The organism is Rossellomorea aquimaris, from assembly GCF_000935355.1.
Classification (GTDB): Bacteria; Bacillota; Bacilli; order Bacillales; family Bacillaceae_B; genus Rossellomorea; species Rossellomorea aquimaris_B.
In genome coordinates, this window is sequence record NZ_JXZC01000003.1 from 1 (window position 1) to 12,730 (window position 12,730).

The 12,730-nt window shown below is 43.8% G+C and carries 11 protein-coding genes; 10 read left to right on the forward strand and 1 reads right to left on the reverse strand.

What is annotated here, in order from left to right; genetic code table 11:
• The first annotated feature begins 149 nt into the window (after nucleotides 1-149).
• The 5 genes from TV75_RS21170 to TV75_RS09560 all read left to right on the forward strand — a co-directional run bounded on the left by TV75_RS21170 (nucleotide 150) and on the right by TV75_RS09560 (nucleotide 7,656).
• On the forward strand, nucleotides 150-2,591 hold the full coding sequence (locus TV75_RS21170; protein ID WP_172655692.1) for a PAS domain-containing protein: 2,442 nt from the start codon (nucleotides 150-152) through the stop codon (nucleotides 2,589-2,591).
• A gap of 281 nt (nucleotides 2,592-2,872) precedes the next feature.
• On the forward strand, nucleotides 2,873-4,189 hold the full coding sequence (locus TV75_RS09545) for an FAD-dependent oxidoreductase (RefSeq protein ID WP_044338538.1): 1,317 nt from the start codon (nucleotides 2,873-2,875) through the stop codon (nucleotides 4,187-4,189).
• A complete protein-coding gene (locus TV75_RS09550; protein WP_044338539.1) occupies nucleotides 4,186-5,175 on the forward strand; it encodes a class I SAM-dependent methyltransferase in 990 nt (329 codons plus the stop codon). The genes TV75_RS09545 and TV75_RS09550 overlap by 4 nt, the downstream gene beginning before the upstream one ends.
• 575 nt (nucleotides 5,176-5,750) lie before the next feature.
• The gene (locus TV75_RS09555) at nucleotides 5,751-7,058 is read left to right on the forward strand and encodes a lysine N(6)-hydroxylase/L-ornithine N(5)-oxygenase family protein (RefSeq protein WP_253275506.1); all 1,308 of its coding nucleotides are present in this window, start codon (nucleotides 5,751-5,753) and stop codon (nucleotides 7,056-7,058) included.
• A gap of 82 nt (nucleotides 7,059-7,140) precedes the next feature.
• Complete coding sequence (locus TV75_RS09560; protein ID WP_044338541.1) at nucleotides 7,141-7,656, forward strand: type 1 glutamine amidotransferase domain-containing protein; 516 nt, start codon at nucleotides 7,141-7,143, stop codon at nucleotides 7,654-7,656.
• A gap of 83 nt (nucleotides 7,657-7,739) precedes the next feature.
• Here TV75_RS09560 and TV75_RS09565 read toward each other — a convergent pair whose 3' ends face one another.
• The gene (locus tag TV75_RS09565; RefSeq protein ID WP_044338940.1) at nucleotides 7,740-7,961 is read right to left on the reverse strand and encodes a DUF1128 domain-containing protein; all 222 of its coding nucleotides are present in this window, start codon (nucleotides 7,959-7,961) and stop codon (nucleotides 7,740-7,742) included.
• Between the two features lie 166 nt (nucleotides 7,962-8,127).
• On the opposite strand from TV75_RS09565, the gene TV75_RS09570 reads away from it, so the two are divergent.
• The 5 genes from TV75_RS09570 (at nucleotide 8,128) to TV75_RS09590 (ending at nucleotide 12,465) form a co-directional block, all read left to right on the forward strand.
• Nucleotides 8,128-8,622: a low molecular weight protein-tyrosine-phosphatase gene (locus TV75_RS09570; RefSeq protein ID WP_044338542.1), complete on the forward strand. Its 495-nt coding sequence runs from the start codon at nucleotides 8,128-8,130 to the stop codon at nucleotides 8,620-8,622.
• Entirely contained in the window at nucleotides 8,609-9,028 is a 420-nt protein-coding gene (locus TV75_RS09575; protein ID WP_044338543.1) for a hypothetical protein, read from the forward strand. Before TV75_RS09570 ends, TV75_RS09575 begins: the two co-directional genes overlap by 14 nt.
• Before the next feature lie 17 nt (nucleotides 9,029-9,045).
• The gene (locus tag TV75_RS09580; RefSeq protein ID WP_044338544.1) at nucleotides 9,046-9,888 is read left to right on the forward strand and encodes a YihY/virulence factor BrkB family protein; all 843 of its coding nucleotides are present in this window, start codon (nucleotides 9,046-9,048) and stop codon (nucleotides 9,886-9,888) included.
• Nucleotides 9,889-10,006: 118 nt separating this feature from the next.
• Nucleotides 10,007-11,746 carry a sensor histidine kinase gene (locus TV75_RS09585; RefSeq protein WP_044338545.1) on the forward strand — a complete coding sequence of 580 codons (1,740 nt, stop codon included), beginning with the start codon at nucleotides 10,007-10,009 and terminating at the stop codon, nucleotides 11,744-11,746.
• On the forward strand, nucleotides 11,743-12,465 hold the full coding sequence (locus TV75_RS09590) for a LytR/AlgR family response regulator transcription factor (protein ID WP_044338546.1): 723 nt from the start codon (nucleotides 11,743-11,745) through the stop codon (nucleotides 12,463-12,465). The genes TV75_RS09585 and TV75_RS09590 overlap by 4 nt, the downstream gene beginning before the upstream one ends.
• Nucleotides 12,466-12,730: the final 265 nt, after the last annotated feature.

Below are 12,730 nucleotides of genomic sequence, written 5' to 3' on the forward strand. Positions count from 1 at the left end.
AAATCATTAGCGGTATTAAGAGCCTACACTGAAATAGTTCGTATCTACACGACTGTGTTTTACTTTGTCCCAAAATATATTGGACATTTATATGTAAGAAGAGGTAGGGTAAAATGGTGGTAAATAACGTTATAAAAAAGGAAGGTACTATGACTGATATGCAACCCTATCATGCATTGAGTGTTGATTCGATTCCAGTCCCGGCTGCAATAATAGATGTGAAAGACCATTTCTTTATCGAAGAGAATGAAGAATGGAAAGGATTGACCCTTCAAGAAGATAATCTTCTTCAGAGAATGGTAGAAAAAGAGGATTGTTCCATTCGCTTAAATCATTATACCTACAATGTTAAACGTAAACAGATAGATGAACAAAAAGAATTAGTGATGATTGTTCCAGAGGCCTGTGGAGAAAACCATGTTTCCCATGACTATACAAATAATTCCCGTTCGGCCATATACGAGTCTCTCATTTATAACACCCCCACTTGTGTATGTATCCTTGATAAAAGAGGGAAGGTAGTGGAAATGAATCAGTCCTTTCAGGAGCTGTTTCATATTTCCGATACCGTTCTGGGTGAGTCCCTGTGCAATCAAACCCCACTTCAGAATCAATCCTTTATCAATCTGGTGATGAACGGTTTAAAAGGCTTGAATATAACCGGGGAAGAAGTAACCTTCAAGATGAACAATCAAAGGAAGATCACCTGCAATATCACCATCTCTCCAGCAAATTACAAAAGTGACGGAACGGTAGACAGTGTAGGAATCATCCTGCACGACATCACGGAGAAGAAAAACTATGAAAACGAACTGGTCTCATTAAAAGCGGAACTTGAAAACACACTCCGTCTCCAAAAGACGATCACCTATAAGATCAATAAGAGAGACAACGAATTTGTGATCGAAATGGCAGCTGGAGAGCTATTAAAAAAACTAAACCTGACTCCTTCAAAGGTGATTGGTAAAACCATTGAAGAAGTATTTGATTCCCACCACTTAGGAAAAATCCAGCCGAAACTCCAGCACATCTGGGAAACCGGTGAAGAGTTGACCTATGAGGATGAATACAAGGATTTAGAATATATCGCTTCCATCGTTCCAGTTGTACAAGAGGGAAAAGTAGTGGAAATCATCTGCTCCATATCAGATATTTCCCTGATCAAAGATATTCAGAGAAAACTGATTGAAAGCGAGCAAAAGTATAAATCGATTGTGAAATACAGTCCTGATAATATTTATATGGTCGATACAAAAGGGATCATCCAGGAAGTGAACCCCGCTGTGAAAACGCAGTGGAATCATATATCTCCTCATATGATCGGAAGTCACTTCAGTGAATTCATCGCGGAAGGCAGCAGGCAAACAGCCGTCAATCACTTTGAAGTCGCCCTTAAAGGAGAAGCGTCAAGATTTGTCACTACCTTCGAAAATGGAGAAGGTGGCAAAAGCCATGTAGCGGTCACCAATATCCCGATCCGGGTCAAAAACAAGGTGATCGGAATTTATGGATTTGGTCAGGACATCACAGAAAAACTGAAGATGGAAGAAGAACTAAAGGAGGCAAAAGAATTACTCGAAGCGTACTTCGAGCATGCCGGCGACGGAATTGTCCTTTTAGATCCAGAGGGAAGCGTATTAAAGGTCAATCAGCAGTTTGAATCGATGTTCGGTTGGAATAAGGATGAAATTACAGGAAATAAAATCACCTTTATTCACCAAGAGGAACAGGTAGGACAATTCAAACAGAATTTAATGACCATCAAGGCCGGAAAGCGCATAAAGGATTATGAGACGGTGCGTTACCGAAAAGACGGCACGCCGATCGAAATCGCCTTTAACATGAACCCGATCTTAAATGATGAGGGAAATCTGATAGGTATTTCTGCCATCATCCGGGACTTGTCCGAGAAAAAACGAAATGAAGACTTACTGAAGAAATCGGAACAGCTAGCGATGATCGGACAGCTTGCAGCAGGAGTGGCCCATGAAATCAGAAACCCGCTGACGACGCTTAAAGGCTTCCTTCAACTGATGAAAGAAAATGCGAAGGATGACTTTTACTTAGGGGTCATCCAGGGAGAGCTCGATCGAATCGAAATTATCACCAATGAATTTCTGGCCTTGGCGAAACCTAGAGCGGTTCAATTTTCCCTGACGTCCCTGACTACACTCCTCACAAGCTCTGTTGAATTCATTAAGATGGAATGCCTGAAGCAAGGAGTCGATGTAAGGTTCTCTGTGGAAGAAGCGGAAATTTATTGTGACTCCCATCAAATGAAACAGGTCATTTTAAATGTCATGAAAAATGCTTTGGAAGCCATGCCAAGCGGTGGTGTCCTTAGTGCTCAACTTGAAAAAGAAGACGGTTATGCGAAAATCTCCATCCAGGACAACGGAAATGGAATCCCACCTGAGCGCATGAAGCATTTAGGTGAACCGTTCTACAGCACAAAAGAAAAAGGGACCGGTCTCGGACTGATGATCTGCCAAAAAATCATCAAGGAGCATCACGGCTCACTATCCATTCAAAGTAATGTAACGGAGGGAACGACCGTTACGATCTTACTGCCGATTGCAAAAGAAAAATAGAAAGAACTCCACATGGGAGAGGAAACTCTCATTGTGGAGTTTTTTTATTTCCTCAGCTATTGTCGATTTAACCAAGGGAATCATCCGACAAAAACTGTAAATAGTTCAAGGGTTAGAAGCTGCTAGCGCTGTTATTTTCCGGGAAATAGAACATTCTACAAATTTCTTCATTCTCTTTTCGTACCTAAGAACTTGTCTACTCATGGCGATTGGATGGGAGCACATCGCCACGTTTCAACATCCTGGAAAAAGGTTAAAGAGGAAGAAAGAGGTGAGGAGAGATGAAGACGAATGTCTTTATTAGTGGTGGAGGAATTGGCGGATTGACACTGGGCTTGAAATTGGCCCGGTGCAATATAGACGTAACGGTTGTGGAACGGTTACCAGGGCCAAGCTCCGTATACAAGGGAGAGCTCCTCCAGCCAAAAAGCTTGGAAATATTCGATTCATTGGGGGTCATTGACTCCGTATTCGAAAATGGCCACATCATTTCCGATTTGGAACTCATTGAATTGAAAAATGCGAAATCAAAAGCGGAGAACTCCACGATGAGCTACTCGATTCTTCCCAGTCGATACCCCTATTCATTGATGATCCATCATGAAACGTTAAAGGAACTTCTACGAAAAAAAGGGGAGGAATATCCAACATTTCATTATCGATCGAATACAGTTTGTAAGAATATAGATGGCCATACCGTGATCACCGAGGATCGCGAGACGAAAGAGGCTCAAGAGATTCATAGCGACTTTATTATCGGTGCGGAAGGAAGGAGCTCTGTCACACGTGACTATATGGAAGTGAATGTGAAGGAAAAAAAGTACAACCATCATTTCTTGACTGTGACATTTCCGAGGCCAAAGGAAATGGTGAAGGGACGTATCATTTCTACATATCAATCATTCCTGGGTCTATTCCCCTTACCAAACGATGAAGTACGATCCGTCTATCTCATTCCAGCGGGGGAATACAAGACCCTTCGGAAAAAACCGATTTCAGAATTTCATAAACTCTATATCCAAATGTGCCCGGATCTTGATGGGTATGTCAATCAAATAGAAGACTGGAAGAAGATCCAGCTGATGGTTCCACTCAAATATCATGCGGAAACCTATGTGAAAGATCATCTTGCCCTCATAGGCGACGCCGTCCACACGGTTCATCCCATGGCAGGAGAAGGAATGAATATGGCGATCCAGGATGGAAGCATTCTTGGAGAGTTACTGTGTGATATGTATTCGGCCGGTAAATTAGATCCCTCCAATTTGGAGTGGTACCCAAAGGTGCGGAAGAGAAGGGTTGCCCATCAAATGCATCTCAGTCATTTATCGGCCCTCGTTTATTCGTATCCGTACCGCCCGGTCGGCTGGCTTCGAAATAAGAGCCTTCAACGAATGGAGAGGGATTCGATTTCCCATTACAAGCAGATGCTGAACATATCCGGCCTCGGCATGTGGAGAGAAACCCTTTACGACCGGATGGTCCAGGGGGGAGTGCTCCCGATCAGAAATGATTCGCTGACTGAAGAAGAGAAATCTAACACTAAATTTAAGGAAATCCAGGATTATCCTTGGAAAGGAAAGGAGGCACTACGATGATCGGAGAAATGGTGAAAGTATGGCGGGCAAGAACATGGATGAAAAAGAATGTCCCATTTCTGTACAGCTGGCATGCCTATGTAGGGTACGAAATGGATTTGTTTGATCGTTTTACAAATCCTGCCTCGATTCAGGAAGTGGCGCTTGAAAAAAATATCGAAATGGACCTCCTTGAACAGTGGGTAGAGGTCGGCATCACCATTAAGCATTTGAAACGTGTGGAAGATGAGAAAGTGACAACGAAGAACCGCTGGAAGCTGCCGACTTCAAAAAGGGACCCTCATTCCTCAGGTATTTTACTGAAGGAAATGATGGAACTTCACATACCTGCACTGTTATCGTATCCTCAATTATTGCGCAATCAAACGAAGCAGCATTTCAATTCCGATGTCCATGGCTCGACTGTAGCCAAAACGTCGATCCTGTTAGAACGCTTTGCCTTTCCAAAGGTGCAGAAAGCGATTAAAAAATACAATGTGAATTCAATATTGGATCTGGGCTGTGGGGAAGGCGGGTATGTGAAAAGAATAGGAGATCGCTTTCCTGATAAGAGAATGGTAGGGATCGAGATTCATGAAGCTGTCGCAAAAGCTGCAGAAGAGTCGCTTAGTGACTATGAAAATATTGAAATCCTCTGTAAAGACCTGCATGAATATGAGCCCGGACAACAATTTGACATGATCATGGCCAATAACCTCTTTCACTATATCGATCCGTCCGAGCGCCTGCAATTCTTTGAAAAAGCATCGACGTGGCTGGAATCGGAAGGCTTATTCTTTGTCCTGACCCCGATGCAAAAATCAAAGCATGGGCAGCAATTTTCCAGTGCCTTCAACAGCTTTTTCATGACATTTCAGAACCTGTATCCGATACCATCGCAGAAGGAGATGGAGACATTGGCAGGTAAAACAAATTTCAAAGTGGAGTCCGTCGAACCGATCGTAAAAGAAGGCGGGTGGTATGTGATGATATTCAGGAAGAACTGATCCTCGTAGTGGGGATCGGTTTTTTTTGTCTGGGTCTGTAGTGCCGGGCGTGTGGCGGAGAAGGTGTTTGTCGGTTTGTGTCATTTTATGTTGAGTCGATAATAAAGGTGGCAAAGTCGATAATATATTCGAAAAGTCGATAATATAAGTGTCGAAGTCGATAATATATCTGGAAAGTCGATAATATATGGGGCAAAGTCGATAATATAATCCGAAAGTCGATAATATAGAGAGGAAACTCGATAATAAAGATCTCCCCACCCCCTTTGAAGCACCGCATCAAGACATGTTTTTCCCTTTTCCGAACCCAATATTCAATCGCTAATAATAAAAAACACCGTTGAGGGTGCAATTCTTAAGGTAAATCAATCTAAACAGTTCAGCAGCTGAATATCCGGTCTATTTTAACAGTCAAATTCCGATTGAAAATCAACTGTTAAATATTAAATGAAATTCAACAGTCAAATTAATCACCTACCACACATCCGTCACAATTAATTTCACTAAAGAGGGTAATCACCCATCGTTTTAGGGTAAAAATAGAAAAGATGATTACAGATGTGGAGGAGTGTCAATTGAGTAGACAGGATGTATATGATTGTATCGGTATTGGGATCGGGCCGTACAATTTAAGTTTGGCGGCGTTGATGGAGGAGAAGACGGATCTGAAGGTGAAATTTTTCGATCAGACTCCTGAGTTTCAATGGCATCCGGGGATGCTGATCAATTTGACGGATCTGCAGGTTCCGTTCATTGCGGATTTGGTGACGTTTGCGAATCCACAGAGCCGGTACAGCTATTTGAATTATTTACATACCCATAATCGTTTATATAAATTTTTCTTTTTTCAAAAGTTCGAGATGCCGAGGCAGGAGTACAATGATTATGCCCGTTGGGTGGTGAGTCAGCTTAGCTGCTGTCAATTTCATAGTGAAGTGATCGGGGTCACGGATGAGGGCGACCGCTATAAGGTTGTGATCGATAACCGGTTGACCGACGAGCGTGAGATTTATTATGCGAAGCATGTGGTGATGGGTACGGGAAGCAAGCCGTTGATTTTAGACGGAATGGATGGTCTGCCGGATGTGGATGTCCATCATACGAGTAAGTATCTGTTCCATAAAAATACGACAATGGAAGGGTCTGCGATTACAATTGTAGGTTCCGGACAAAGTGCTGCCGAGGTGTTCTTTGATTTATTGAAGGAACAGCAAAATCATTCATATCAGCTTACATGGCTGACCCGTTCTGAAGGGATCTTGCAGCTTGAGTCCTCAAAGCTTGGTCAGGAATTCTTTGCCCCTGACTATGTGGATTATTTTCATGGGCTGACGTATGAGAAGCGTGTGGAGGCCCTAGAAACATTGGATCAGCTGCGGAACGGAATTGATCCCGATACCCTCAACAATATTTACAACATCCTTTATAACCATTCGGTCAGTGCTAACTCGCCGGACATTACGATACAGCCGCTAACAGAAGTGAATAAGATCCGGAAAGAGGAGGATCAGTACGTCCTGAATTGCCGTCAATGGCAGGAAGAGCGTGATTTTTCATATCAGGCGGATAAGGTGATTTTGGCGACGGGTTATAAGCCGAATATCCCCGGATGGTTTTTTGAAGAGTTCGAGGACAAAATCGTCTGGGAAGATGATAAGAAATATAAAGTCTCCCGAAATTATAAGCTGGAATTTAAAGAGAATAGAGACCGGGATCATCATTTCTATACGGTCACGAGCCTGGAGCATTCTCATGGTGCAGGGGCAACGAACTTAGGGCTGGCTGTGGACCGTAATATTCAAATCATCAATGACATCGTGGGTGAAGAAGTGTATGAAGTACAGAGGAACACGATTTTTTCTCAATTCACGATGGATAAATAAGGGAGTCGTGTTTGAACTTATGTACAAAGGGTAAAGTACACCTGTGATAAAAAACAAACGATAACTGGGAGTGTTTCATTTTATGGCTAAAATAGCAACGTTAATTACAGACATGTTTGAAGACGTAGAATTTACAGATCCTGAAAAAGCGTTTAAAGAAGCAGGACATGAAGTTGTGACGATTGAAAAAGAAAGAGGAAAATCAGTCAAAGGGAAGCAGGGCGATGCAACAGTCAAGATTGACGAAAGCATCGATGACGTCAACCCTTCAGACTTCGATGCCTTATTATTACCAGGCGGATTCTCCCCGGATCAGTTGCGTGCAGATGACCGTTTCGTAAAATTCACGAAGCATTTCATGGATGAAAAGAAACCGGTATTCGCGATCTGTCATGGTCCACAATTATTAATCACGGCAAAAACACTGGAAGGACGCAAAGCGACAGGCTTCAAGTCCATTAAAGTAGATATGGAATACGCAGGCGTTACGTACGAGGATAAAGAAGTCGTCGTATGCGGCAATCAGCTTGTGACAAGCAGGACACCGGATGATCTTCCGGCATTCAACCGTGAATCACTGGCGCTTCTTTCTAAATAGGACAAGTAAATGAAAGGGGACATTCCCCAAGGTATTTTGTACCTTAGAGGGAATGTCCCCTTTTTACATATCGGGATTGCCTATTATTTACGGAGGTTACCCATTTCTTCAATGATCGCAGTCATTTCACTAGGGCTGAATCTGTCCTTGCGATCGACCATTACATAAAGGTCGTGAAGGTCTTCATACATTTCCTCATTGAAATCTTCAGGCTTTACGGCACCGGCATTGACAATTTTTAATTTTTCTTTAATGGCAGTGACCATGAACTCAATATTTTCCGTTGTGTTTTGTGATAAATCCATTTGAAATCGTCCTTTCTGACGTGCATTCATTACATTTATCTTTCCATGATTCCTCCACCCTGTCAACATAACTTCAACCCGGAAAGGATTTTTTTCGGAGAATGTTTTACACTATTAAGGAATGGGAAATGAGTAGGTAAGCTAAAACGTAAGGAGAGGCACGTTCATGGTATCTGTGTTGTTTGTATGTTTGGGAAATATTTGCCGGTCCCCTATGGCGGAGGCAATCTTCAGGGCAAAGGTTAAAGAGGCGAATCTTGAAGGCGTGATTGAGGATGACTCTGCAGGCACGGGAGATTGGCATGTCGGGAAGAAACCTCATGAAGGAACTTTAGCTATTCTTAGAGAAAATAATATAAAGAGTGATGGCTTGCTCGCCCGACAATTTCATGGTGAAGATAAGAGGTATGATTACATCGTGGCGATGGACGCTTCCAATGAACGAAACATGAAGAAGATCCTTGAAAGGGAACATCACGGAAAGGTCTTCAGGCTTTTGGACTTAGTGGAAGAAAGCCGGGAGAAAGACGTTCCTGATCCTTACTACACGGGGAATTTTCAAGAGGTGTATGATTTAGTGGAGTCCGGCTGCAGCCAATTATTAGATAAGATTAAAAAGGACAATCATTTGAAGGAGGGTAATACATATGGGAAGCAATAAATTTTTTAAAGGGGTTCTGTTAGGTGCCGCAGCAGGAGGTCTGCTTTCCCTGCTGGATAGAACGACACGCCAGGAAATGGGGACATCTTTAAAGAACAGTGGGAATTATCTTTCAACGTACTCAAAAAATCCTCAAAGACTGGTCGAGTCATCGAAGGAAGTGTATGAAAAATTACGTACGACAGCCGAGCAGGTAAGCAGGGATATTCAATTCATCAGTGAAAAAGTAGATGAAATCAAGGGGATGACCCCACAGGTGAAAGAAATCATCGAGGAGACGAAGGAAACCTTTGAAGACTCTTCGGAAACCTATAAAGAAACGTTTTTAGATAGGGAAACATCCAACGAACTGTCAACTCAGGATGAAGAAAATCAACCGATTGCTTCCTCATTCAAGGGTTACTAACGAAACGAGGTGAGAATATGCCGGATGAGACGGTCAAAGGAGGATGGAAAGGATTTTCTAAAAGTCTTTTCTCAAATATCAGTGCGAATGATGTAACTGGCCTGGCCGCACAAATTGCCTATTACTTTCTTTTATCCCTCTTTCCACTGCTGATTTTTATCGTAACACTCTTGCCATACCTTCCCGTCGAGCAGGGGGACATATTGGGTCTGGTCAGGGATTTTGCACCAGGGGAAACGATGTCCATGATCGAGGAAACGCTGCAGGACGTCATGTCGAACCGGAATTCCGGTTTACTGTCAGTCAGTATCATCGCCACGATCTGGTCGGCTTCCAACGGGATGAATGCCATCGTGAAAAGTTTAAACCGTGCCTATGATGTAGAGGAAACCAGATCATTCATTGCGACCCGCCTCATGTCTATTTTATTGACATTTGCCATGATTCTAGTATTTATCGTAGCTCTTTTACTTCCGGTATTCGGAAAACAGATCGGCCTATTATTATTTTCTCAATTCGGATTTTCAGAGCAATTTTTAACGATATGGAACGGGATTCGCTGGGCGATCAGTCCCATCATTCTCTTCATCATTTTCGTAGGGTTATATTACTTTGCTCCGAGTAAACGGATCAAATGCTTAAGTGCTTTCCCAGGGGCGATCTTTGCGACGCTTGGATGGGTACTGGCTTCCTTGGCATTTTCTTATTACGTAGGAAGCTTCGGGAATTATTCAGCCACATATGGCAGCATCGGAGGGATCATCGTCCTCATGATCTGGTTCTACTTAACGGGAATCATCATCATGATCGGCGGAGAAATCAATGCACTCGTGACGATTAAAGACAAGGATTCATGTTAAAATAGGGGAAATCACCCCCGGACATAGTACAGGTCAAAGTAGGGGAAGATTCTATTAAACATTCGTGTTTAAGGGGGTCTTCTTTTTTTGATGTGAAATAGAAAGCGAGGTGGAGCCTATGTTGATAGCTGCGATGGTGGAGAGGCTTGGTATCATTGTGACGATAGCCTTTGTCATGACGAGGATCAGTTTCTTCCGTCATTTAATCGAGAAGCGGACCCATGTGAAGAAAACCCAGACACTGCTCCTCATCCTGCTGTTTGGTTTCTTCGGGATCGTCGGTACATATACAGGATTGATCGTGAATCCGTTTCAAGAGGAATACACGAAGTGGCAGTGGCATCTTCAACAGAATGAAGCAATCGCCAACTCAAGGGTTATCGGTGTCGTGGTCGCCGGGTTACTGGGTGGTCCATGGATCGGACTTGGAGCAGGATTGGTCGCAGGGGTCCATCGGTATTTTCTTGGAGGCTTCACGGCATTCTCCTGCGGGATCTCGACGGTGTTAGCGGGATTACTGGCGGGATGGATCGGGAAGCGTGAAAAGAAGAACAGGCTTGTTTCCCCTCAAAAAGCGTTCGTGGTTGGTTTAGTGGCAGAAGGTATGCAGATGCTTCTCATACTTCTATTATCCAAGCCATTTGATGATGCCTATTTACTCGTTTCCGACATAGGCTGGCCGATGATCCTTGCAAATGGAGTCGGGACCGGAATTTTTCTGTTGATCATCAAAAGTGTTTTTTATGAGGAAGAGCGGATGGGAGCGGATCAATCCCAGAAAGCCCTGCGATTGGCTGATAGCACGGTGAAATATATGCGAAAGGGATTGAATGCAGACTCTGCACAGGCAACGTGTGAAATCCTGATGAGAGATGTGAACGCGTTGGCGGTTTCCATCACGAACACTTCCCACATCCTGGCTCATGTCGGATTAGCCTCGGATCATCACCAACAAGGACGCCCGATTCAAACCGAAGCGACAAAACGGGTCATCGAAACGGGAGAGCTCATGAAGGTGGGAAGAGAGGATATTCAATGCGACCGGAATGGATGTCCATTGGGAGCGGCGATCATGGCGCCTCTTTTAAAAGGGGATGAAATTGTCGGGACGCTTAAATTCTATTTTCATTCGGAAAAAGAGATCTCGCCGATCCTGATGGAATTAACGAAGGGAATTGCGACCCTGCTTAGCCATCAGCTTGAACTGGCAGAAATCGATACCCATAAAGAGCTTGCGAAAGAGTCGGAAGTAAAGGCGCTGCAGGCACAGATCAATCCACATTTCTTATTCAATACCATCAATGTCATCGTGTCGTTGACGAGGATCAATCCAGATAAGGCGAGGACCCTGCTGATTTCACTCTCCCAATTTGTCCGTCAGAACCTGACAGGAAGCACGAAATCCACCTCGACCCTTAAAGAAGAAGGGCAGCATGTAAAGGCTTATCTTGCCATTGAAGAAGCCCGATTCTTTGACAGGCTCGAAGTGGTGTATGAGATTGACGAAGGTGCCCTGCAGGCGAAAGTCCCTTCGATTACCCTTCAGCCTCTTGTTGAAAATGCGATTAAGCACGGGATGAAGAATGTGGAGGAAGGATTTGTATTGAAGATTTCGATTGCGTTGAATGGTGATGAGGTGATTGTCCGTGTTGAGGATAACGGTGCGGGGATCGATGAAGAGAGAGTGGAGAAGCTTTTACTTGAGCCTGTAGAATCACTCTCCGGTACAGGAATCGGCCTCTATAACGTGAACAAGCGATTGGAAATGATGATGGGGAAAGAAGCTGGTCTATCAATCACTTCATCAACAGGAAACGGGACCACCGTTGAATTTACGGTAAGGAGTGAGAAAGAATGAAAGTCGCCATTATTGATGATGAGCCCTATAGCCGGGAAGAAATGAAGCATCTATTAAGCGGTTATTCATGGGTGGAAGTAGTCGGGGAAGCAAGTTCTGCTGAAAAGGGATTGGAAATCATTTTAACAAAAGAACCCGACGTCTTATTTCTGGATATTGAGATGCCGGGCATGAGCGGGGTCGACTTAGCGGAAGCCCTTCAAAAAATGAAGCACAAACCGGAAATCGTCTTTGCCACTGCATATCCGGACTATGCCCTTAAAGCCTTCCGTGTGGAAGCCGTCGACTATTTATTGAAGCCATTTGAAGAAGACCAGCTCAGGCAAACGATGGAGCGGCTGAAGAATCTTTTGAAAGTGGGAGTGAAAGAGCAGAACGAAAGCCCGTCGATGGGGAAACTAGCGGTTCAGGATGAGGACAAGATTGTCTTCATCAGCCCGAAAGACATTCAATATATCTTCCGTGAAGAGCGGGAAACATTTATTTGTACGGAGAAAAAGAAGTATACGTGCCGCCTGCCGATCAAGGAATTGGAAGCGAAGCTCAGTACCTATCCATTCTTCCGGGTCCATAAAAGCTACCTCGTTCAGCTGACCTATGTGGAAGAGCTCATCCCTTGGGGCAGCGGAGTGTATCAGTTGAAGGTTCATGGAGCGGATGAGGCGATTCCGGTGAGCAGGAATTATGTGAGGGAATTGAGGGAGCGGTTGGAGTTGTAATGGGGGTGGTTTTTTTATTGTACCTGGTACAGATGAGGGGAATTGTACCTGGTACAATTTTGACTTTAAGGGCCAGGCACAAACGGAGCATTCGTTGCCTGGCACTAAACCGACTAATAGTGCCAGGTACCCTTCATTTACACCATGCACATTAATCCCCCCTCAGAACACCTTAACCCCGATTTTCGACATCTTGAACAGAATGTGACGAAAATGTGAATATGATTGCTATAATGAAAGCGTATTCATAAATGAGCGAAAGGGG

What these genes read in the sequence shown, in the direction of transcription:
- TV75_RS09590 (WP_044338546.1), top strand. Translation starts at nt 11,743, where the DNA reads ATGAAAGTCGCCATTATTGATGATGAGCCCTATAGCCGGGAAGAAATG.
- TV75_RS09580 (WP_044338544.1), top strand. Translation starts at nt 9,046, where the DNA reads ATGCCGGATGAGACGGTCAAAGGAGGATGGAAAGGATTTTCTAAAAGT.
- TV75_RS09560 (WP_044338541.1), top strand. Translation starts at nt 7,141, where the DNA reads ATGGCTAAAATAGCAACGTTAATTACAGACATGTTTGAAGACGTAGAA.
- TV75_RS09570 (WP_044338542.1), top strand. Translation starts at nt 8,128, where the DNA reads ATGGTATCTGTGTTGTTTGTATGTTTGGGAAATATTTGCCGGTCCCCT.
- TV75_RS09585 (WP_044338545.1), top strand. Translation starts at nt 10,007, where the DNA reads ATGTTGATAGCTGCGATGGTGGAGAGGCTTGGTATCATTGTGACGATA.
- TV75_RS09565 (WP_044338940.1), bottom strand. Translation starts at nt 7,961, where the DNA reads ATGGATTTATCACAAAACACAACGGAAAATATTGAGTTCATGGTCACT.
- TV75_RS09545 (WP_044338538.1), top strand. Translation starts at nt 2,873, where the DNA reads ATGAAGACGAATGTCTTTATTAGTGGTGGAGGAATTGGCGGATTGACA.
- TV75_RS09550 (WP_044338539.1), top strand. Translation starts at nt 4,186, where the DNA reads ATGATCGGAGAAATGGTGAAAGTATGGCGGGCAAGAACATGGATGAAA.
- TV75_RS21170 (WP_172655692.1), top strand. Translation starts at nt 150, where the DNA reads ATGACTGATATGCAACCCTATCATGCATTGAGTGTTGATTCGATTCCA.
- TV75_RS09575 (WP_044338543.1), top strand. Translation starts at nt 8,609, where the DNA reads ATGGGAAGCAATAAATTTTTTAAAGGGGTTCTGTTAGGTGCCGCAGCA.